Annotated in this window: 17 protein-coding genes and 1 tRNA gene; 11 read left to right on the top strand and 7 right to left on the bottom strand. The window is 71.3% G+C overall.

The window, feature by feature from the left end:
- Positions 1 to 49 precede the first annotated feature (49 nt).
- A complete protein-coding gene (locus HHL10_RS05080; protein WP_169159238.1) occupies positions 50 to 757 on the top strand; it encodes an SIMPL domain-containing protein in 708 nt (235 codons plus the stop codon).
- Between the two features lie 57 nt (positions 758 to 814).
- Here the strand turns inward: HHL10_RS05080 and HHL10_RS05085 are convergent, their stop codons facing one another.
- Complete coding sequence (locus tag HHL10_RS05085) at positions 815 to 1,585, bottom strand: 3-hydroxybutyrate dehydrogenase (RefSeq protein WP_169159239.1); 771 nt, start codon at positions 1,583 to 1,585, stop codon at positions 815 to 817.
- Positions 1,586 to 1,638: 53 nt separating this feature from the next.
- Here HHL10_RS05085 and HHL10_RS05090 point away from each other — a divergent pair, with 53 nt between their 5' ends.
- The 3 genes from HHL10_RS05090 to HHL10_RS05100 all read left to right on the top strand — a co-directional run bounded on the left by HHL10_RS05090 (position 1,639) and on the right by HHL10_RS05100 (position 5,001).
- On the top strand, positions 1,639 to 2,508 hold the full coding sequence (locus tag HHL10_RS05090; protein WP_169159240.1) for an alpha/beta fold hydrolase: 870 nt from the start codon (positions 1,639 to 1,641) through the stop codon (positions 2,506 to 2,508).
- The gene (locus tag HHL10_RS05095; protein ID WP_169159241.1) at positions 2,505 to 4,751 is read left to right on the top strand and encodes a RelA/SpoT family protein; all 2,247 of its coding nucleotides are present in this window, start codon (positions 2,505 to 2,507) and stop codon (positions 4,749 to 4,751) included. The genes HHL10_RS05090 and HHL10_RS05095 overlap by 4 nt, the downstream gene beginning before the upstream one ends.
- A gap of 173 nt (positions 4,752 to 4,924) precedes the next feature.
- Positions 4,925 to 5,001 (top strand) — tRNA-Val (locus HHL10_RS05100).
- 160 nt (positions 5,002 to 5,161) lie between these two features.
- Here HHL10_RS05100 and HHL10_RS05105 read toward each other — a convergent pair.
- Positions 5,162 to 6,019, bottom strand: a complete 858-nt coding sequence (locus HHL10_RS05105; protein ID WP_169159242.1) for a lytic transglycosylase domain-containing protein — start codon at positions 6,017 to 6,019, stop codon at positions 5,162 to 5,164.
- 263 nt (positions 6,020 to 6,282) lie between these two features.
- On the opposite strand from HHL10_RS05105, the gene ubiD reads away from it, so the two are divergent.
- Positions 6,283 to 7,848 (top strand): 4-hydroxy-3-polyprenylbenzoate decarboxylase, encoded by a 1,566-nt coding sequence (gene ubiD / locus HHL10_RS05110; RefSeq protein WP_169159243.1) that lies wholly within the window; start codon positions 6,283 to 6,285, stop codon positions 7,846 to 7,848.
- Positions 7,849 to 8,062: 214 nt separating this feature from the next.
- On the opposite strand, the gene HHL10_RS05115 is transcribed toward ubiD, so the two are convergent.
- The gene (locus tag HHL10_RS05115) at positions 8,063 to 8,860 is read right to left on the bottom strand and encodes a YdcF family protein (protein ID WP_169159244.1); all 798 of its coding nucleotides are present in this window, start codon (positions 8,858 to 8,860) and stop codon (positions 8,063 to 8,065) included.
- A gap of 71 nt (positions 8,861 to 8,931) precedes the next feature.
- Between HHL10_RS05115 and HHL10_RS05120 the strand changes: the two genes are divergently transcribed.
- The 3 genes from HHL10_RS05120 to msrA all read left to right on the top strand — a co-directional run bounded on the left by HHL10_RS05120 (position 8,932) and on the right by msrA (position 14,767).
- A complete protein-coding gene (locus HHL10_RS05120; protein ID WP_169159245.1) occupies positions 8,932 to 12,675 on the top strand; it encodes a DUF748 domain-containing protein in 3,744 nt (1,247 codons plus the stop codon).
- A gap of 168 nt (positions 12,676 to 12,843) precedes the next feature.
- Entirely contained in the window at positions 12,844 to 14,127 is a 1,284-nt protein-coding gene (locus HHL10_RS05125) for a PQQ-dependent sugar dehydrogenase (RefSeq protein WP_375138935.1), read from the top strand.
- Positions 14,128 to 14,233: 106 nt separating this feature from the next.
- On the top strand, positions 14,234 to 14,767 hold the full coding sequence (msrA, locus tag HHL10_RS05130) for a peptide-methionine (S)-S-oxide reductase MsrA (protein ID WP_169159246.1): 534 nt from the start codon (positions 14,234 to 14,236) through the stop codon (positions 14,765 to 14,767).
- Between the two features lie 120 nt (positions 14,768 to 14,887).
- On the opposite strand, the gene pdxH is transcribed toward msrA, so the two are convergent.
- Positions 14,888 to 15,526 (bottom strand): pyridoxamine 5'-phosphate oxidase, encoded by a 639-nt coding sequence (gene pdxH, locus HHL10_RS05135; protein WP_169159247.1) that lies wholly within the window; start codon positions 15,524 to 15,526, stop codon positions 14,888 to 14,890.
- A 135-nt stretch (positions 15,527 to 15,661) separates the two neighbouring features.
- On the opposite strand from pdxH, the gene HHL10_RS05140 reads away from it, so the two are divergent.
- Complete coding sequence (locus HHL10_RS05140; RefSeq protein ID WP_235971081.1) at positions 15,662 to 16,309, top strand: nucleotidyltransferase family protein; 648 nt, start codon at positions 15,662 to 15,664, stop codon at positions 16,307 to 16,309.
- An 85-nt stretch (positions 16,310 to 16,394) separates the two neighbouring features.
- On the opposite strand, the gene HHL10_RS05145 is transcribed toward HHL10_RS05140, so the two are convergent.
- Positions 16,395 to 17,012, bottom strand: a complete 618-nt coding sequence (locus HHL10_RS05145) for a gamma-glutamylcyclotransferase (RefSeq protein WP_169159248.1) — start codon at positions 17,010 to 17,012, stop codon at positions 16,395 to 16,397.
- A 112-nt stretch (positions 17,013 to 17,124) separates the two neighbouring features.
- On the opposite strand from HHL10_RS05145, the gene edd reads away from it, so the two are divergent.
- Positions 17,125 to 18,933: a phosphogluconate dehydratase gene (edd, locus tag HHL10_RS05150; RefSeq protein ID WP_169159249.1), complete on the top strand. Its 1,809-nt coding sequence runs from the start codon at positions 17,125 to 17,127 to the stop codon at positions 18,931 to 18,933.
- Positions 18,924 to 19,556 carry a bifunctional 4-hydroxy-2-oxoglutarate aldolase/2-dehydro-3-deoxy-phosphogluconate aldolase gene (eda, locus tag HHL10_RS05155; RefSeq protein WP_169159250.1) on the top strand — a complete coding sequence of 211 codons (633 nt, stop codon included), beginning with the start codon at positions 18,924 to 18,926 and terminating at the stop codon, positions 19,554 to 19,556. The genes edd and eda overlap by 10 nt, the downstream gene beginning before the upstream one ends.
- A gap of 85 nt (positions 19,557 to 19,641) precedes the next feature.
- Here the strand turns inward: eda and gloA are convergent, their stop codons facing one another.
- Both gloA and HHL10_RS05165 read right to left on the bottom strand, forming a co-directional pair.
- Positions 19,642 to 20,043, bottom strand: coding sequence for a lactoylglutathione lyase (gloA, locus tag HHL10_RS05160; protein ID WP_235971083.1), 402 nt, complete (start codon positions 20,041 to 20,043; stop codon positions 19,642 to 19,644).
- Positions 20,044 to 20,200: 157 nt separating this feature from the next.
- Positions 20,201 to 20,989, bottom strand: a complete 789-nt coding sequence (locus tag HHL10_RS05165) for an SDR family NAD(P)-dependent oxidoreductase (RefSeq protein ID WP_169159252.1) — start codon at positions 20,987 to 20,989, stop codon at positions 20,201 to 20,203.
- Positions 20,990 to 21,230: the final 241 nt, after the last annotated feature.

Consider the following 21,230-nt stretch of genomic DNA (forward strand, 5'->3'; position numbering starts at 1 on the left):
GTTGCCGCCCCCTGGCGCGGCCTTGTTCCCCTTCTTACTGGAGCCCCTGATGAGAGCTTTCGCCCTGGTGCCGTGCCTGATTGTCGCGGCCTTGCTGAACACCGCGCACGCGCAGGCCTTGACGCCGCCGACGCCGCAGCGCGTGGTCACGCTCAATGCCAGCGCCACCATGGACGTGCCCAACGACTGGCTGACGCTGAGCTTCAACGCCACGCGCGAGGGCACGGAAGCCGGTGCGGTGCAGTCGGCGTTGCGCCAGGCGCTGGACGCGGCGCTGGCCGAGGCGCGCAGGGTGGCCAAGCCGGGGCAGGTGGAGGTGCGCGCGGGCAATCTGTCCGTGTACCCGCGCTATACCGCCAAGGGCACCATCGGCGGCTGGCAGGGCAGCGCGGAGCTGCAGGTGGAAGGTCGCGACATGGCGGCCATCGCGCAGCTGGCGCCGCGCATCACCAGCATGACCATCGCCCGCGTGGGCTACTCGCTCTCGCGCGAGGCGCGCGAGCAGGTGGAGTCCGAGGTCGGCGCACGGGCCATCGAGCGCTACAAGCAGCGCGCCGGCGAGGTGACCAAGCAGTTCGGCTTCAACCGCTGGAGCCTGCGCGAGGTGCAGGTCAACACCGACGCGCCGGGCCCGGTCCCGCCGGTGATGATGCGCGCCAAGGCCATGGCCGCGGGTGCGGCCGACGAGTCGCTGCCGGTGGAGCCGGGGCGTGGCCAGGTCAGCGCCACCGTCAGCGGCTCGATCCAGATGGAATAGCGCAACAGCGCGGGGCCGCGACGGCGCGGTGAGGGCCGTCGCGTGCGCAACCAGGGCTTACTGTGCGGCCCAGCCGCCGTCGACGTTGAAGGCTGCGCCGCGGATGTTGTCGGCCGCGCCGGAGCACAGGAACACCGCCAGCTCGCCGAGCTGCTCGGGCGTGGTGAATTGCATGGAGGGCTGCTTGTCGCCCAGCAGCCGGCGCTTGGCCTCCTCGATGTCGATGCCGTCGGCCTGCGCGCGGGCCTGCACCTGTTTTTCCACCAGCGGCGTGAGCACCCAGCCCGGGCAGATGGCGTTGACGGTCACGGGGCTGGTGGCCGTCTCCAGCGCCACCGACTTGGTGAAGCCCACCAGCCCATGCTTGGCCGCCACGTAGGCCGATTTCTGCGCCGAGGCCACCAGGCCGTGCACGGAGGCCAGGTTGATGATGCGGCCCCAGCCGCGCTGCTTCATGCCCGGCAGCGCCAGCCGCGTGGTGTGGAAGGCCGAGCTCAGGTTGATGGCGATGATCGCGTCCCACTTCTCGGGCGGGAAGTCCTCCACCGCCGCCACATGCTGGATGCCGGCGTTGTTGACCAGGATGTCCACCGCGCCGAGCTCGGCCTCGGCGGCGCGCATCATCTGCTCGATCTCCGCGGGCTTGCTCATGTCGGCGCCGTGATAGGACACCCGCACGCCCAGCGCGCGCACCTCGGCCAGTGCCGCCTCGCTGTCGCCAAAGCCGTTGAGCATGATGTTGGCGCCCTGCCGTGCCAGGGACTTGGCGATGCCCAGCCCGATGCCGCTGGTGGAGCCGGTGACGAGGGCGGTCTTTGCCTTGAGCATGAATGGCCTCCTGTTGGGTTGATACGATGAACCAAAGACAAACGGGAGCCATCATGAACGATTCGCCGCGGCTGATTCACGTCCCGTGCCTGCGCCCGGGCGCGCTGTACCGCATGGCGTGCTGGGAGTGGGGCGACCCGGCCAACGAGCGCGTGCTGGTGTGCGTGCACGGCCTCACGCGCCAGGGACGTGACTTCGACACGCTCGCGCGCGCCCTGTGCCACGACTACCGCGTGGTGTGCCCGGACGTGCTGGGCCGGGGCCACTCCGACTGGCTGCATGACCCGGCCGGCTACACCGTGCCGGCGTACGTGGCCGACATGGTGAGCCTGCTGTCGCGGCTGGAGGCGCGCGAGATCGACTGGGTGGGCACGTCCATGGGCGGGCTCATCGGCATGGGGCTGGGTTCGCTGGCCAACGCGCCGCTGCGGCGCATGGTGCTCAACGACGTCGGCCCGGACCTTGAATTCGAAGGGCTGCAGCGCATTTCCGACTACGTCGGCCAGCCTCGGCATTGGGACACCGAAGAGGAGGCGGCCGCGTTCCTGCACGCCATGTCCGAAAGCTTCGGCCCGCACACGGACGAGCAATGGCTGGCGCTGTGCCGCAACCAGCTCAAGCCCGACGAAGCGGGCTTCACGCTGCACTACGACCTGCGCATCGCCCAGGTGTTCAAGGCGATCACGCCGGAGTCGGTCGCGGCCGGCAACGCCGCGCTGTGGCACGCCTATGAGGCGCTGCGCTGCCCGGTGCTGCTGCTGCGCGGCGCGCAGTCGGACCTGCTGTCGCATGCCACCGCGCAGGCGATGACGCAGCGCGGCCCGCGCGCGCGGCTGGTCGAGTTCGAGGGTGTGGGCCATGCGCCGATGCTGGTGCAGCCCGAGCAGGTGGCTGCGGTGCGGGAGTTTCTGCTGTCGCCATGAGAAGTCTTCAGTCCGAATGGGTCACGGCACGGCCCGCGACCATCGTTGAATTGGCGGAGCTGCCCTCGCCCGGTGAGGGCGAGCTCTCGCCCGAGGATGCCGGCCTGCTGGCGCTGCAGCGCGCGCGGGCCTTCGCCGAGCCGCTGCTGTGGCAGCGCGCACTCGACACCGGCGAGGATGCCTTGGCGCATGCCGACGGTGTGTGTGCCGTGCTGCGCAGCATCGGCGCGGCGCCGGCGATGCAGGCCGCGGCCTATCTGGTCTATGCCGGCGACTTCCTGCAGAAGCCCGACGAGGTGGTCAGCAAGGCGTTCGGCGAGTCCTACGCCAGCCTGGTCAGCCACACGCGGCAGCTGGTGCAGATCCAGCGCGCGGCGCGACAGGCGCGCGTGGAGGAGCCCGCGCGCGCGCTGCAGACAGAGCGCGTGCGCAAGATGCTGCTGGCCTTTTCGCGCGACCTGCGCGTGGTGCTGCTGCGCCTAGCCTCGCGGCTGCAGACGCTGCGCTGGTTCGCCGCCAGCAAGCGAGCTTGTCCGCACGATCTGGCGCTGGAGTCGCAGCAGGTGTTCGCGCCGCTGGCCAACCGGCTGGGCATCTGGCAGATCAAGTGGGAGCTGGAGGACCTGGCGTTCCGCTTCCTGCAGCCCGACGAATACAAGCGCATCGCCACGCTGCTGCACGAGAAGCGCAGCGAGCGCGAGCAGGGCGTGGAGCGTTTCCGCGCCGAGCTGGCGCAGGAGCTGATGGAGGTCGGCATCCATGCCACCGTGCAGGGGCGTCCCAAGCACATCTACAGCATCTGGAAAAAGATGCAGGGCAAGCGCCTGGGCTTCGAGCGCGTGCTGGACCTGCGCGCGCTGCGTGTCATCGTTGAGGACGTGTCGCAGTGCTATGCCGCCCTGGCACGGGTGCACGAGCGCTACCGGCCGCTGGAAGGTGAGTTCGACGACTACATCGCCAAACCGAAGCCCAACGGCTACCAGTCGCTGCACACCGTGGTGCTCGACGACGAGGACCGGCCGGTGGAGGTGCAGATCCGCACCCGCGCCATGCACGAGCACGCCGAGTACGGCGTGGCGGCGCACTGGGCCTATAAGGAAGCTGGCGCGCGCGGCTATGCCGGCGTGAGCGCTGCGGGCGAGTTCGAGGAGCGCATCGCCGAGGCGCGCAAGGCCGTGTTGCGCCAGCTGCTGGCCTGGGAGCGCGACTATGTGCAGTCCGGCGAGCCCGGCGCCTTCGACGACCGCATCTACGTCTTCACGCCGCAGGCCTCCGTGGTCGAGCTGCCCGCCGGGGCCACGCCGGTGGACTTCGCCTACACGGTGCACACCGACCTGGGCCATCGCTGCCGCGGTGCGCGCGTGGACGGGGCATTGGTGCCGCTGAACACGCCGCTGCGCAGTGGCCAGACCGTGGAGGTCAGCGTCGCCAAGGAGGGAGGGCCATCACTGGATTGGCTCAATCCCGAGCTGGGCTACCTGGCCAGCGCACGGGCGCGCGCCAAGGTCCGCGCCTGGTTCAATGCGCTGGCGCAGCGCGACACCATCGCGCGCGGGCGCGAGGCGGTCGAGAAGCTGCTGCAGCGCGAGGGCCGCACGGCGCTCAAGCTGGAGGAGCTGGCGGCGCGGCTGGGCTTCAAGAGCGCGGACGCGCTGTTCGAAGTTGTCGGCAAGGACGAGTACTCGCTGCGCAACATCGAGCAGCTGCTGCGCCCGGCCGAGCCCGCGCCGCCGCCGGACGAGCTCGTCACCAAGCGCGCCAGCGTGCCCGAGGGTGGCCCGCGCGGGGGCGTGCTGGTGGTGGGCGTGGAGTCGCTGCTCACGAGCCTGGCGCGCTGCTGCCGGCCCGCGCCGCCCGATGCGATCGCCGGCTTCGTCACTCGCGGCAAGGGCGTCGCGGTGCACCGCGCCGACTGCACCAACTTCCGCCATGCCGCGCGCCAGTCGCCCGAGCGTGTCATTGCGGTGGCCTGGGGCAAGCCGCGTGGCGATCAGGCGGCGCTGTACCCGGTGGACGTGACGGTGGAGGCCGCTGACCGGCCCGGACTGCTGCGCGACATCTCCGAGCTCTTTGCCAAGGAGAAGATGAAGGTGACGGGCATGCAGATGCAGTCGGTGAAGGATCTGCATGGCGGCAGCACGCGCATGAACTTCACCATCGAAGTCCACGATGCAGCGCGGCTGGCTCAAGTGCTGAGCCAGGTGCAACGCATCGGCGGCGTGCGGCGCGCGGCGCGCCGCTGAGCCGGGCGGGTGGGTGTTGATGGCCTTGACAGTGCCGGGTCCACGGAGTTGGTCCGGCCCCCGCTGCACTCACCCGCCGGAGCCTTCGCAGCACTTTCTTCAAATTTTTGCGAGAGGTGCTTGCACAACTGAAAAAAGTGCGTATAGAATAGCGGCTTCAGCAAACGAACGACAGGCGCGTAGCTCAGCTGGTTAGAGCACCACCTTGACATGGTGGGGGTCGTTGGTTCGAGTCCAATCGCGCCTACCAATGCAAGCCCTTGACGAGTGATCTCGTCAAGGGCTTTTCGCTTTGTGGTCGGTTGCACGCTCATCAACTCGTCCCGGACACAAAAAGGCGCCTGGGGAAGGCGCTGATGATGAAACGGCAATGGTTGCCGGCGCGACCGGCAGGGCGGATCAAGAGCGTTTCAGCGCAAGGCGACTACCTGGTTGCTGCCAGTTGCGGAAGCCGTCTGCTCCACGGGCGCGGCCGGTGAGGACGGAGCAGGGCGCACGGGCATCGGGGCGTTGATGGGTACACCACGTCCGTTGGCCACCTGCCGCAGGTAGCCCTGTTCGGCCAGCACCTTGCCCACGTAGCCGCCATCGTCATTGAGATTGGCTGCCCCCACGTAATAGCGCAGCCCGGCTTCCAGCCCGCCGGCGCGCGCGATGCACTCCTTGAGCACCTGCACGCCCACGCGCAGGTTCGTGACCGGATCGAAGGCCGCCAGCGTGCCGCCGAAGGCCTCGTACTTGTCGTCATGCACACGGGTCATCACCTGCATCAGCCCCTGCGCGCCCACCGCGCTTTGCGCGAAGGGGTTGAAGCTGGACTCGACGGCCATGATGGCCAGGATCAGCGTCGGCTCCAGCCCGGCGCGCTGGCCGACCTGCCATGCCTCCTGCACCAGGCGGCTGATCGGCTCGGGCGCCACGCGGTAGCGGCGTGACAGCCACTTCGCCACCGCCGCCTGCTGGCGATTGAGCTCGCGCGGATCGGCCGCCGTGGCGCGCGCCACGCCCTGCGGGTCCGACAGCGCCACCAGCAGGTTGCCCTCGCGCTCGGCGCGGGCCTCGTGGCGGGATTGCAGCCAGCCGAAGGCGACGCGTTCGGCTTCATGCCGCAGGTCGGCATGTCCGCTGGCGAAGGCCAGCACGGCGACCACGGCAAGACCCAGCAAGGCCAGGGTGTTGTGGCTGACTTGCAGCAGCCCGGAAAGAACGTCGCGCACGAAGACGGCGACCGAGGCGCGCAGGGCGCGCAACATGACAAGCGCTGTCATTGCTCTCCTTTCGTCTGCCGGCGCGGCGTCCGCCCGCCCCGCTGGGACGGCACGGGCGCCGCAGAGGCGGCGGCGATAATGGTTCGGCAGCGGATCCGCCCGAAGGCGAACCTTTCCGGCGCGTCCGTGGCGCGCGGGCTGCAAGGCAGCGGTACCCTGAGGTGGGTTCGGGTTAACCCTGATCTGTATCAGGTTGCCTCATTCTAGGAACGGTTCAAATAACCGGTCAAGAATATCAACTCGTCTTTTAATATCTATAGGTAATGAAATACCGCGACCTGCGGGACTTCGTGGCCCAGCTTGAGCGTCTGGGTGAGCTGCGCCGTGTGAGCGAACCGGTGTCGCCGCGGCTGGAGATGACGGCGCTGAGCGACCGCGTGCTGCAGGCCGGCGGCCCGGCGCTGTGGTTCGAGAAGCCCGCCGGCCATGACATGCCGGTGCTGGCCAACCTCTTCGGCACGCCGCGCCGCGTGGCACTGGGCATGGGAGCGCAGGACACCTCGGAGCTGCGCGACATCGGCCGCCTGCTGGCCAGCCTGAAGGAGCCCGAGCCCCCGCGCGGCCTCAAGGATGCCGGACGGCTGCTGCACATGGCCAAGGCGCTGTGGGACATGAAGCCCGCGCGCGTTTCCTCGCCCGCCTGCCAGGCGCAGGTATTGCAGGGCGACGAGGTGGACCTGCACCGCCTGCCTATCCAGCTGTGCTGGCCCCGCGATGCCGGCCCGCTGCTGACCTGGGGCCTGGTGATCACGCGCGGGCCGCAGTCGGTGGTGCAGCCGCGCACGCGGCAGAACCTGGGCATCTACCGCCAGCAGCTCATCGGCCGGCGCGAGCTGATCATGCGCTGGCTGGCGCACCGCGGCGGCGCGCTGGACTTCCGCGAGTTCGCCCGCGCCAACCCGGGTCAACCGTTCCCGATCGCGGTGGCGCTGGGCGCCGACCCGGCCACGCTGCTGGGCGCGGTCACGCCGGTGCCGGACACGCTCTCGGAATACCAGTTCGCCGGCCTGCTGCGCGGCAGCCGCACCGAGCTGGCCGACACGTCGGTGGGCGAGGGGCCGTTGAAGCTGCAGGTCCCGGCCAGTGCCGAGATCGTGCTGGAAGGCCACATTCCCACTGCCGCGCCCGGCTACCAGGGCACCAGCGAGGACGGCGTGCCGCTCAAGGAGCGGGGTGGCTACCTGCATGCCCTGGAAGGGCCCTTCGGCGACCACACGGGCTACTACAACGAGCAGGACTGGTTTCCGGTGTTCCGCGTGGACCGCCTCACGCAGCGGCGCGACCCGGTCTACCACTCCACCTACACCGGCAAGCCGCCCGATGAGCCGGCGGTGCTGGGCGTGGCGCTCAACGAAGTCTTCGTGCCGATCCTGCAGAAGCAGTTTCCGGAGATCGTGGACTTCTACCTGCCGCCCGAAGGCTGCAGCTACCGGCTGGCCGTCATCTCGATCCGCAAGGCCTATCCCGGCCATGCCAAGCGATTGATGTTCGGCTTGTGGAGCTTCCTGCGCCAGTTCATGTACACCAAGTTCATCGTCGTCACCGACGAGGACGTGAACATCCGCGACTGGCGCGACGTGATCTGGGCCATCACCACGCGCATGGACCCGGTGCGCGACACCACGCTGGTGTCGGACACGCCCATCGACTACCTCGACTTCGCCTCGCCCGTGAGCGGACTGGGCGGCAAGATGGGCCTGGACGCCACCAACAAGTGGCCGGGCGAGACCGACCGCGAGTGGGGGCGCACCATCACCATGGAACCGGCGGTGCAGGCGCGCATGGACGAACTCTTCAAGCGTCTCATGCCTGGCGCCCCGGGTGCTTGATGTCCCTGCGGCGGCCGTCACCAAGCTTGATGAGGCTCAAGGGCTGAGCTACCTTTGAAGCGCCTGCTTCGCAGGTTCATGCAGTGGCGCAGTCTTCTGCGCAACAGGAGCCCCGGACCGCCTACCTCCGGATCTCCAGCGGCGGTGGCAATCGCCCGTCCCCTCCACGCTTCGCGCGTGGAGGGGTTCGCCTTTTGGGAGGCAGCAAACAGCCTCAGGCGCCCATGAGCAGCCCGATGCGTTCGCGCACCACCTGGCGCAGCAGGGTGAAGCCTTCGCTGCTGGGCAGCCAGCGCAGCAGCGGCTGCTCGACGCGGGGCGCCAGCCCGACCGGTGCCGGGATCACGCGCACCCTCATGCCCGCAGCCGCCGCGGCCTGCTCGAAGGCGCGCTGGGCGCGCGGCATGTGCCAGTCATGGGTCACCAGCACGATGTCCTGGATGCCTCGCGGGCGCAGCAGCGCCACGGTGCGTGCGGCGTTCTCGCGCGTGTCGCGCGAGGCGTCCTCGACCCAGCGCAGTGGCTGGCGGAACTCGTCGGCGGCGATGCGGGCGGCAATCCGCGCCTCGGGCTCCCCCGTGGCGCCCGCGTGCCCGACCCCGCCGCTGAAGCCCGCGCCCAGGCCGCTGGCGCGCGCCAGCCACAGGCCGTAGCGCAGGCGCTCCATCGAGTGGAGGCTGAGGCTGGAGCCGCCATACTCCGGCGCCCAGGCTTCGCGCCCGCCGCCCAGCACGACAATGGCGGCCTGTGCGGGCCGCAGCGTCTTCAGGGACGCCGCGGCCAGCGCCGGCGGCGGCGCCAGCAGCCAGCGCTTGGCCTGCTCGGCCACCGCGTCGCTCGCGCCCAGCCACAGCGTCAGCACGCCCAGCAGCGCCAGCGCCCGGCCCAGCCGCTCCCGCCACAGGGCCAGGCCCAGCAGCACCAGCAGCAGGGCCGGCATGGGCGGCAGCAGCAGCGAGCCCAGCGCCGGCTTCCAGGCCTCCAGGCCCAGGCGCATCACAATCTCGTTCATTTGGTTGTTCTCTCACCTGCAGTGGCGCGCATTGTGCGCAGGCCGCCTGCGTGACCAAGCGGAAAGAAATCATGTTCAAGGGCAAGCGCGCGGCAAGGATCGCGGCCGCGCTGGCGATCGCGTTGGGAGTGCTGTGGCTGCTGGGCGCGCTGGCCCTGCCGCCGTTGTTGAAGTGGCAACTGCAGCAGCGCGGCAGCGCGCTGCTCGGCCGGGAACTCAGCGTCCAGAGCGTCCGCTTCACGCCGTGGAACCTGCAGCTCACGCTGCGGGGCATCGCGCTGGCCGGCGCCGCACCGCGGGAAGCCGCCGCGGCCGAGCCCCAGCCGCCGCAGCTGCAGATCGAGCGCCTGATGCTCAACCTGGAAGCGAGCTCGCTGTGGAAGCGCGCGCCGGTGCTCAGCGCCATCGAGATCGAGGCGCCGAAAGTGCGGCTCAGGCAGCGTGCCGACGGCGGTACGGACATCGATGACATGCTGCAGGCGTTGCGCTCGCAACCTCAGACTGAGGAGCCCGCCGGCCCGCCGCCGCGCTTCGCGTTGCACAACCTGCGCCTGGAGCGCGGCGAGCTGGTCTACGAGGACGAGGCGCGCCAGGTGCGCCACGAGGTGCGCGAGCTGCAGCTGGGGCTGCCCTTCATTTCCAGCCTGCCCGCCGACGTGCAGACGCAGGTGCAGCCGCGCCTGGCCTTCGTGCTCGACGGCAGCCGCTTCGACAGCGGCGCCACCACGACGCCGTTCTCGCGCCACCGCGACAGCACGCTGGAGCTGCGCCTCGACGCGCTGAAGCTCGCATCCTTGAGCGCCTATCTGCCCGCGGCGCTGGAGCTGCAGGGCGGGCAGCTGGACACCCGGCTGCAGCTGCGCTTCCGCCTGGAGGACGACGGCACGCCGCGGCTCGACGTGCAGGGCCAGCTCCAGGCGCAGGACCTGGCCCTGGCCGACGCCCAGGGCCAGCCGCTGCTGGGCTGGAAGTCGCTGCGCATCGAGGTGCAGCCTTCGCAGCCGCTGCAGCGCCATGTCGCGCTGGGCGCGGTGCGGCTCGACGGCCTTGATGTGCACGCGGGGCGGGACGCGCAGGGCCGGCTGCTGCCGGCGCTGGCGCCGTCCGGTGCGCCGGCGGCCCAGGGCAGCTCGACCAAGCCCGGCGGCGCGGCGCGCCCGGATGACGGGACGCCGGCCCAGGGCGCCTGGACCGTGTCGGTGCAGGAGCTGGCCGTGCAGGACGCCGCGCTGCACTGGCGCGACGAGGCGCTCAAGCTGCGCTGGCGCGTGGAGGCGCTGGCGGCCCAGGCGCGCGGCCTGCAGTGGCCGCTGCGCGACGCGATGCCCTTTGAAAGCTCCGCGCGGCTGCGGCCCGAGGACGGCACGGCCGATGCGCCCGCCGCCAGCCTGAAGCTCAAGGGCGAGGCGGCGGCCGAGGGCGGCGCGCTCGACTTCGAGCTGGAGGCGCTGCCCCTGGGGCCGCTGGCGCCGGTGCTGGCGCAGGCGCTGCGGCCGCGTCCGGAGGGCCGGCTGGGCGCGCAGGGCCGGCTGCGCTGGACGCCGGACGGGCTGCAGGCGGTGGAGCTGGCGCAGGCGCGGCTCGACGGGCTGCGGCTGCGCGAGGGCGAACGCGCCGCGCCGCCGGTGGCAGCCTGGGACGAGCTGGTGCTCGAAGGCGTGCGCGTCGAGCTGCCGCGCCGGGAGGCCGAGATCGGCCGGCTGCGCCTGCAGGCCCCGGCGCTGCAGCTCGCCCGCGACGCCCAGGGCCAATTGAACGCCGCGGCCTGGTTCCAGCCGGCCGCGCCGGCTCCCGCGGCTGCGGCGCAGCCGGCCAAGTCCACGCCCGGAGCGGACGCCTGGCGGCTGAAGCTGCGCCAGTTGCAGATTGCCGAAGGCCGCGTGGCGTGGCTGGATGCGCAGCCCGCGCCGCAGTCCCCGCTGCGGCTGGAAGCCAGCCGGCTGCAGCTGGTGATGCAGGACCTGCAATGGCCGCTGGCCGCCGGAGCGCGCCGCGCCAGCCTGGGCATGCAGCTGCGCGAGCCCGGCGACGCCACGCCGGCGCGCGTGCAGTGGAGCGGCCGGCTGCAGGCGGCGCCCCTGGCGCTGGACGGGCGCTGGCGCATCGAGCGGCTGCCGCTGCACCTGCTGCAGGCCTATGCCGGCACGGAGCTGCCGCTGCGCCTGCTGCATGCCGAGGGCGGCTTCGACGGCGAGCTGGCCTTGAGCCTGGGCGCCGAAGGCCCGCGCGTGCAGGCGCGCGGCGACGCGCTGCTGGCGGGCGTGCACGTGGCCGCGGCCCGCGACCGCGCCGCCGGCGACGAGCTGCTGAGCTGGCAGTCGCTGGCGCTGCGCGGCCTGGACGCGGCGCTGCAGCCGGGCGCCAAGCCGCGGGTGCAATTGCAGTCGGCCACGCTGTCGGACTTCTATGCCCGCCTGGTGGTGACGGAGCAGGGCCGCCTCAACCTGCAGGACCTGGGTGGCCGCGCCGTGCTGGACAACCCTCCCGCCGGCCAGGCGCCCAAGGACGCGCCGGCCGATGGAGCCGCCTCGGCGCCGGCCGCGGCGCCCACCACGCGCGAGGGTGTGACGGTCGGTCCGCCGCGGCAGCGCACGCGCGAGCTGCCGCTGGATCTGGCGCTGGGCACCACCACGCTGGTCAACGGCCGCATCGACTTCAACGACCGCTTCGTGCGACCCAACTACAGCGCCGAGCTCACCGAGCTCAACGGCTCGCTGGGCCCGCTGCGCTCGGACAGCCCGGGCTTGGCGCCGCTGAGCCTGCGCGGCCGTGCCGCGGGCAGCGCGCTGCTGGACATCCAGGGCACGCTCAATCCGCTGAGCAACCCGCCGGAGCTGGACCTGCAGGCCCGCGCCACCGGGCTGGAGCTGCCGCCGCTGTCGCCCTACGCCGCCAAGTACGCCGGCTACGCCATCGAGCGCGGCAAGCTCAGCGTCGAGCTGGGCTACCGCATCGACGGCGAGGGCCGGCTGCAGGCCAGCAACCGCGTCGTCCTCAACCAGCTCACCTTCGGCGAGCGCGTGGAGTCGCCCAGCGCCACCAAGCTGCCGGTGCTGCTGGCGGTGTCGCTGCTCAAGGACCGCAACGGCAACATCGACCTGGACCTGCCCGTCAGCGGCAGCCTCAACGACCCGCAGTTCAGCATCGGCGGCATCATCCTGCGCCTCATCGGCAACCTGCTGCTCAAGGCCGTGACGGCGCCTTTCGCGCTGCTGGCCGGCGCCCATGGGCCCGACCTCAGCGGCGTGCCCTTCGAACCGGGCAGCGCGCTGCCGGCGCAGCAGGGGCAGGAGGTGCTGCGCCGCGCGGCGCAGGCGCTGGTGGACAAGCCCGAGCTGCAGACCACCATCACCGGCGAGGCCGACGCCGCCGCGGAGGCCGAGGCCATCCGCCGCGCGCAGCTGGAGGCGCGCATCCGCGCCGAGCAGCGCAAGCTGGCGCTGCGCGGCGGCGCGTCCGCGCAGGCCGTGCTGCCCGAGCCCACGCCGGCCGAGCGCGAGACGCTGCTGCGCCGCCTCTACGCCGACACGCCGCTGCCCAACAAGCCGCGCAACTTCATCGGCCTGGCGCGCGAGCTGCCCCTGGCCGAGGTCGAGCAGCGGCTGCTGGCGGGCATCGCCGTGAATGAGGAGAGCGCGCGGGCGCTGGCGGTGCAGCGCGCGCTGGCGGTGCGCGACGAGCTGACGGCCCAGGGCGTGCCCGGCGAGCGGCTGTTCGTGGCCGCGCCGCGCCTGCACGAGGGCCAGAAAGAGGGCGAGCCGGGCGACAAGGAAGCGCCGCGCTGGACGCCGCGGGTGGAGCTGTCACTGCGCTGAAACGGCACGCCTGCCCCACTGGGGCGGCGCCGGGCATAGGGAATTGCCCCATCTGCCTCGGCCCCTGGGCCGTGGTCACAGTGGCGGGCCCGGCGCCGCATCCGCGCCGGTCCCGCCGTGTCGCCCCCGTTGCGGCGACAACGGCTCACTGGTGAAGGAGACAGCGCCGTGAAGAACCCGAATCGACCGTTCACCCTGGGCCTGCTGGCGTCCGCGCTGCTGCTGGCCACCGCCGCGCAGGCGCAGCCGGCGGCCCCCGCGTCCAGCAACATGGACAAGCTCAAGCAGTTCAAGGTCTCGGGCACCGACCTCAACATCCCGCCCGTGCCGCAGGAAGGCCGCAACGCCAACGCCATCCGCGACAACCTCAAGCTGGTCAAGCTGCCGCCGGGCTTCAAGATCGACCTGTTCGCGGTCGTGCCCGACGCGCGCCACATGGCCGTGGCGCCCACCACCAACATGCTGTTCGTGGGCACGCGCAAGACCACCGTCTGGGCCGTCACGGACCGCAACTCCGACGGCGTGGCCGACGAGGTGAAGCCCTTCGCGCCGAGCCTGAAGTTCACCAACCCCAACGGCGTGTGCTGGACGCGCGACGGCATCCTGATCGTTGCCGAGCACAACCGCGTGCTCAGCTTCCCGGCCGCCGAGTTCTTCTATGAAGGGCCGGACGTGGCGGTGGGCGAGGTGGTGCCGCAGGGCAAGCTGATCCCGGTGGAGGAGGAATCCTTCAACCACGGCGCGCGCACCTGCCGCGTGGGGCCGGACAAGAAGCTCTACATCACGCTGGGCCAGCCCTTCAACGTGCCCCCGCGCGAGAAGCTGGAGCTCTACAACAAGTGGGGCATCGGCGGCATCGTGCGCATGGATCTCGACGGCAGCAAGCGCGAGGTCTTCGCCACGGGCGTGCGCAACTCCGTGGGCCAGGATTTCAATCCCAAGGACGGCACGCTCTGGTTCACCGACAACCAGACCGACGGCATGGGCGACGACATTCCCAACGGCGAGATCAACCGCGCCACCAAGCCCGGGCAGTTCTTCGGCTACCCATGGATTCAGGGCAAGACCCGCATCACCGAGAACGGCTACGACAAGGACCCGCTGCCGCCCAACGTCACGCCCGCGCAGGTGCTCACCGAGGCCCATGCCGCGGACCTGGGCCTGGTGTTCTACACGGGCAAGCGCTTCCCGGCGAAGTACCAGGGCGGCATCTTCTCGGCCCAGCACGGCTCCTGGAACCGCACCAAGCCCAACGGCGCGCAGGTGCTGTTCACCTCGCTCAAGCCCGACGGCACGGCCGACAAGACCGAGGTCTTCGCCAGCGGCTGGCTCGACGACGAGACCGGCACCCTGCGCGGCCGCCCGGTGGACGTGGCCGTGATGAAGGACGGCTCGCTGCTGGTGTCGGACGACTACGCCGGCGCGATCTACCGCATCACCTACCAGCCCTGAGGCCGCGCCGCCCGGCGCATCGACCTGGGCCGCCGAAGGGCTGATGGTCCAGGCCGCAGAATCCCCGCGTCGCGGCCCGGCCGGGCCGCATGCGAGGAGGGCCCACATGGCTTCTGAAACGATCACGCTGGGCGGCGGCTGCTTCTGGTGCCTGGAGGCGGTGTACGAGCTGGTGGACGGCGTGCTGGCGGTGGAATCGGGTTACAGCAACGGCCAGGTGGTGCGGCCGAGCTACGAGCAGGTGTGCGAGGGCGACACCGGCCATGCCGAGGTGGTGCGCGTCACCTTCGACCCGCAGCGCATTTCGTTGCGCGAGATCCTGGAGATCTTCTTCACCATCCACGACCCCACCACCCGCAACCGCCAGGGCAACGACGTGGGGCCGCAGTACCGCTCCGGCATCTACACCCACAGCGAGGAGCAGGCGGCCGTCGCGCGCGAGGTGCTGGCCGAGGTGAACGCGGCGCAGGGCGGGCGCGCCGTCACCGAGCTGATGCCCGAGGCCAACTACTGGCGCGCCGAGGACTACCACCAGCACTACTTCGCGAACCACCCCGGCCAGGGCTACTGCGCCTTCGTGGTGGCGCCCAAGGTGGAGAAGTTCAGGAAGACCTTCAAGGAGCGGGTGAGGGCGGTTTGACGCGGGTTTGAAGTGGTTATAGGACAGTCCGTTTCCCGTTCGCCCTGAGCCTGTCGAAGGGCAGGCGCCTGGTTGTCGCCGCAGGGCTTCGACAGGCTCAGCCCGAACGGAATTTCAACTTCACGGCGCCAGCCGCTCGCGCACCCACTGGCCGTCCTGGAGCCGGTACTGCAGCCGGTCGTGCAGGCGCGACTTGCGGCCCTGCCAGAACTCCCAGCGATCCGGCACCAGCCGGTAGCCGCCCCAGTGCGGCGGGCGCGGCGGGTTGAGCCCGAAGCGCACGCCGGCCTTGGCGGCGTTGGCGACCAGCACGGCGCGGCCGTGGATGACCTCGCTCTGCGGCGAGGCCCAGGCGCCCAGGCGCGAGTCCAGCGGGCGCGAGGCGAAATAGGCATCCGATTCCGCGTCGCTGGTCTTCTCCACGCGGCCCTCGATGCGCACCACGCGCTCCAGCTCGACCCAGTGGAACTGCAGCGCCGCGAAGGGATTGACGGCCAACTCGCGGCCCTTGCGGCTGTGGTAGTTCGTGTACCAGACGATGCCTCGCGCGTCGCAGCCCTTGATCAGCACCACGCGCGTGGAAGGCCGGCCGTCGGGGCCCACGGTGGCCACCGTCATGGCGTTGGGCTCGGGCAGCTGCGCGTCCAGCGCCTGCTGCAGCCACAGCTCGAATTGCTGCAGCGGATCGGCCTGGGAGGCCGTTTCATCGAGTTCGGCGCGCTCGTAGCTCTTGCGCAGGTCGGCGAGTTTGGAGTCCATGACCAAGGATAAACCCTGGGTCAGCCTGGACCGGTTCCGCAGTGGGCCCTAGGGACAGTTCCCACTGTGATTCTTGCTGCACTGCAACGAGACTGCCGGCCTTGGGCACCCGAAGGTGTTCGTGGAGGTTTGACGATGGTGCTCGACATGACCTTTTGCCCCACGGTCATCGTGCTGGCCGCGGGTCGGGGCAGCCGCTTCTACGGCCCGCAACGCGCGCCGCGGCAACTCGACGATGCCGACATGCTCGAAGCCACGCTGCGCCAGGCGGTGGCCAGCGAGTTGCCGGTGCTGGTGGTGACCACGCCGGCGCTAGAGCCCAGTGCGCGCTCGCTGGTGGCCGCGCGTGACGTGGCAGTGCTGCCGGACGTGAAGCTGCCCGACGGCAGCCTGGCAACGCCCGGGCTCAGCGCCTCCATCGCCGCCGGCGTCGGCGCGCGGCCCGACGCCTCGGGCTGGGTGGTGCTGCCGGCCGACATGCCGCTGGTGCAGCCCGGCACCCTGGTGGCCGTGGCGCAGGCGCTGCGCGTGCACGCCGTGGCCTATGCCCAGCACGCGGGCCGGCGCGGCCACCCGGTGGGCTTCGCCGCCGAGCTCTATTCCGAGCTGGTGCAGCTGCCCGACGACAGCGCCGCGCGCCGCCTGGTGGCGCGCTATCCCTCCTGCGGCGTGGACGTGGACGACCCGGGCACGCAGCTCGACCTGGAATCGCTGCAGGATCTGCATGCCCTGCCGCTGCCGCCCGGGCCGCCGGCCCTGGCCCCGGTGCCGCCGCTCTTCTGATTCCTGCGGCGCCTCGCTCGACGCGCCGCACACGCTCACCGGGCCGCCTTCACGGGCGGCCCTTTGTTTTTCTCGGGACGTGGGCTCAGCGCTCGTCCAGCAGCCGATGCCGGCGCGCCAGGGCGAGCAGCTTCTCGCTCTCGCGGTCGGGCATGCCGTGGCAGCGCAGCGCGGTGGCGGTGTGCAGCAGGTACTCCAGCGTGCTGCCGTAGCGCCCGCGCGCATGGCGCAGCACCTCCAGCAGCTCGTCCTCGCTCAGGTGCCCGGTGTAGCTGGGGCTGCGCCGGCTGAGCGTGAAGGCCAGCGCCCGCACCGGGCCGCCGGGCGTGCGGCAGCGCAGCCAGCGCGGGTCGTACACGCCGGTGGGCATCTCGCGCACCCACAGCCGCGGCAATTCCTCCTCGACGCGCTCCTGCGCCAGCCGGTACACCACGCCGCGGCAGCAACCGCCGGGCAGCAGCGCATAGACCAGCCCCGGACGTTCGGGCGTGCCGCGGTTGACGCGCGAGCGCATGCGCAGCGCGCGGTGGTAGCCATGCACCTGCGCCGGGCGCTGCTCCTCGGCCTCGAACTCCGGCCGCCAGATCAGCGAGCCGTAGCCGAACACCCACAGGTCGCCGCGATCCCACTGCCGCAGCACCTGCTGCAGCAGTCGGACGGGATCGCGCAGTTGCAGGCTCTCGTGCAGCAGCGTCTCGTCCATGCCGACCAGCGTAGCGGGTGCAGCGATTGCCGGCCCCGTAGTTCCACCGATTTGACGCTGTAACCTGGTTACTTCAAAATGGGTAACTGAGTTACACGACGCCGGGACGCCCATGAAGACCGCCATCCTCGACATCACCGACCGCATCCGTGAGCGCAGCGCGGCCAGCCGCGGCGCCTACCTGGCGCGGGTGCGGCGCCTGGCCGCTCGCCAGCGCGGCAGCGACCGCCTGGGCTGCGCCAACGTCGCCCACGCCTTCGCCGCGCTGCCCGGCAGCGACAAGCTGCGCATCGTGGCCGAGCGCGCGCCCAACCTCGGCGTGGTCACGGCCTACAACGACATGCTCTCGGCGCACCAGCCCTACGAGAGCTACCCCGGGCTGTTGCGCGACGAGGCCCGCCGCCACGGCGCCACGCTGCAGGTCGCCGGCGGCGTGCCTGCCATGTGCGACGGTGTCACGCAGGGCACGCCCGGCATGGAGCTGAGCCTGTTCTCGCGCGACACCATCGCCATGGGCACGGCCATCGCGCTGTCGCACGACGTCTTCGACGGCGCGCTGCTGCTGGGCATCTGCGACAAGATCGTCCCGGGCCTGCTCATCGGCGCGCTGCACTTCGGCCATCTGCCCTGCGTCTTCGTCCCTGCCGGGCCGATGAGCAGCGGCCTCTCAAACACCGAGAAGTCCCACGTGCGCGAGCAGTACGCGCAGGGGCAGGTGGGCCGCGAGGCGCTGCTGCAGGCCGAGAGCTCCGCCTACCATGGCCCCGGCACCTGCACCTTCTACGGCACCGCCAACAGCAACCAGATGCTGCTGGAGGCCATGGGCCTGCACGTGCCCGGCGCCGCCTTCATCCATCCGCACGACGGCCTGCGCGAAGACTTGACCCGCGAGGCGGTGCGCAGCGCGCTGGCGCTGGTCGAGCGCAGGCAGCTCATCGGCGAGCAGGTGGACGAGCGTGTCATCGTCAATGCCATGGTGGCGCTGCTGGCCACCGGCGGCTCCACGAACCATCTCATCCACTGGGTGGCGGTGGCGCGCGCGGCCGGCATCCACATTGACTGGAGCGATTTCGCCGAGCTCTCCGCCGTGGTGCCGCTGCTGGCACGCGTCTATCCCAACGGCAGTGCCGACGTGAACCAGTTCCAGGCCGCCGGCGGCCCCGGCTTCGTGCTGCGCGAGCTGCTGGACGCCGGCTGCCTGCACCCCGACGTGGCCGCCGTCGCCGAGGGCGGCATCGGCGCCTATACGCAGGTGCCGGTGCGCGACGAGGGCAAGCTCACCTGGCGCGCGCTGCCGCCGTCGCCCATCGACCCCGCTGTCGTGCGCACCCACACCGCGCCGTTCTCGGCCACCGGCGGCCTGAAGCTGCTCACCGGCAACCTGGGCCGCTCGGTGATCAAGGTTTCCGCGGTGCCGGCCGACCGGCATGTGATCGAGGCGCCGGCACGGGTGTTCGACTCGCAGGAGGCGCTGATGGCCGCCTTCAAGGCCGGCGAGCTGGAGCGCGACCTCGTTGCCGTGGTGCGCTTCCAGGGCCCGCACGCCAACGGCATGCCCGAGCTGCACAAGCTCACGCCGCCGCTGGCGGTGCTGCAGGGCAAGGGTTTCAAGGTCGCGCTGGTCACCGACGGGCGCATGAGCGGCGCCTCGGGCAAGGTGCCCGCCGCCATCCACGTCACGCCCGAGGCGCTGGCGGGCGGCCCGCTGGCGCGCGTGCGCGACGGCGACCTGATCCGTCTCGACGCCGGCGCCGGCACCCTGGAGGTGCTGATCGACGACGCCACCTGGGCCGCGCGCGAGCCGGCCACCATCGATCCCGCGCAGGCCGAGGACAACGCCCATGGCCTGGGCCGCGATCTCTTCGGCGGCATGCGCCGCAATGTCACCAGCGCCGAGGAGGGCGCCTGCACATGGCTGTAACCAATCCCATCGAGCTGGCCGGCTTCGGCCCGGTCATTCCCGTCATCGTCCTGCAGCGCCTGGAAGACGCCGTGCCCATGGCGCAAGCCCTGGTCGAAGGCGGCGTGCGCGTGCTGGAGGTGACGCTGCGCACCCCGGTGGCGCTGCAGTGCATGGAGGCCATCGCGCGCGAGGTGCCCGACGCCATCGTCGGCGCCGGCACCGTGCGCTCGGTGGCCGACGCGCGCGCCGCGTTCAACGCCGGCTGCCAGTTCGCCGTGACGCCGGGCTACGTCTCGGAGATCGGCCTGGAGTGCCGCGAGATCGGCCTGCCGCTGCTGCCCGGCGTGGCCACCGCCTCGGAGGTGATGGCCGCCAACATCGACGGCTTCAACTTCCTGAAGTTCTTCCCGGCGACGGCGGCGGGCGGCATCCCGATGCTCAAGGGCCTGGCCGGCCCGTTCGCCGACGTGGCGTTCTGCCCCACCGGCGGCCTGACGCCGCAGAACGCGCCGGACTTCCTGGCGCTGCCCAACGTCAAGGTCTGCGGCGGCTCCTGGCTCACGCCGGCCGACGCCGTGCAGGCCGGCGACTGGGGCCGCATCACGCAGCTGGCGCGCGAGGCGCAGGCGCTGCGGGGGTGAAGGGCTTGCCCGGCGGTGTGCCGGGCTTGAGGACGGCGGCAGACTGCCGCCGTCATGGCCCCGTGGGCGGGGCCGGGGCGCAGGCTCAGGTGCCGCGCTGAATCAGCTCCACCTTGTACCCGTCCGGGTCGGTGATGAAGGCGATGACGGTGTTGCCGCCCTTGACCGGGCCGGGCTCGCGCGTGATGGCGCCGCCCAGGGCCGCGGCCTTCTCGCGCACGGCCGCGCAGGTGGCGGCCACGTCTTCGACGCCGATGGCGATGTGGCCGTAGGCGCTGCCCAGCTCGTACTTCTCGACGCCGTAGTTGTAGGTCAGCTCGATCTCGGCCTGGCCCGGGTTGCCGCCGGCGTAACCGACGAAGGCCAGGTCGTACTGCTGCTCGGGCCGCTGCGTGGTGCGCAGCAGCTCCATGCCCAGCACCTGCGTGTAGAAGTCGATGGAGCGCTGCAGGTTGCCCACGCGCAGCATGGTGTGCAGAAGTCTCATGGGATGTGTTCCAGGGGTGTGGAAAGAGCGGGCGAGTGTGCCACCCGGCTCCGGGCGCCGTAGGGCGCTTGCCGGGGCGGGCCCGCGCGGCGTGCGGGCTCCGGGGGCGCGGTGCCACATGGCGGAACGGAGGGGGCGGGGCACCGCGCCCCAACCCTCACACCGGCATCGTGTAGTTCAACGCCATGCGCCCCCCGTCCACGACCACGATCTCGCCGGTGATGTAGCTGGCGGCGTCGCTGAGCAGGTAGGCCACGGTGTCGGCCACCTCGTCGGGCTCGCCCAGGCGGCCCATGGGGGTGCGGCTGAGGATGCGCGCCTTGGCCTCCTCGCTGGTGAGCACCGCCTGGCGCGCCAGCTCGGTGGCGATGGTGCCCGGCGCCACCGCGTTGACGCGGATGCGCTGCTTCACCAACCCGAGCGCCATGGCGCGGGTGAGCTGGTCGATGGCGCCCTTGCTGGCGTTGTAGCTGGCGATCGTCGGGATGGCGGTGCGGCCGTTGACCGAGCTCATATTGACGATGGAGCCGCCCGTGCCCTGGCGCACCAGCTCGCGCGCCACGGCCTGGCCGGCGAGGAAGGCGCCCTTGAGGTTGACGTTGATGACCGCGTCCCAGTCGGCCTCCGTGATGTCCAGGAACTCCGCGGCACGGAAGATGCCGGCGTTGTTGACCAGCCCGTCCACGCGCCCGAAGAAGCTCAGCGTCGCCGCCATGGCGGCCTGCACCTCGGCGGCGCTGGAGACGTCGCAGCGCTGGTACAGCGCGCGGCCGTCCTCGCTGCCCAGCTCCGCCGCCAGCGCCCCGCCGGCCTCGTCGTGGAGGTCCCACAGCGCCACGCGCGCCCCGTCGGCGAACAACCGCCGCGCGCAGGCTGCGCCGATGCCCTGCGCCCCGCCCGTGACCACGAACACCCGCTCGTCCAGGCCAAAACCGATGTCTGCCATGCGTGCCTCCCGTGATGGATGGAAGGGGCAGTCTAGGGGGTGGGGGAGAGAAGGCCTGCCGGGCATCGCTTCCGGAGCACGGGGCGCATGCCGGTGTCGCCGGGTGGCTGGCTTGCACCTCGCTAGCGCTCGAATACGACTACCGGGGCTGTTTGTCGTTTCCGGTGGAGACGTTGCCAGGGACGCTGGCGGGCTCCCTGGCGATGTATGGGAAGGAGCCGTGGGCACCTTGGGCGCAGGA

It is taken from the genome of Azohydromonas caseinilytica, from assembly GCF_012927045.1.
GTDB classification, from domain to species: Bacteria; Pseudomonadota; Gammaproteobacteria; order Burkholderiales; family Burkholderiaceae_C; genus Azohydromonas; species Azohydromonas caseinilytica.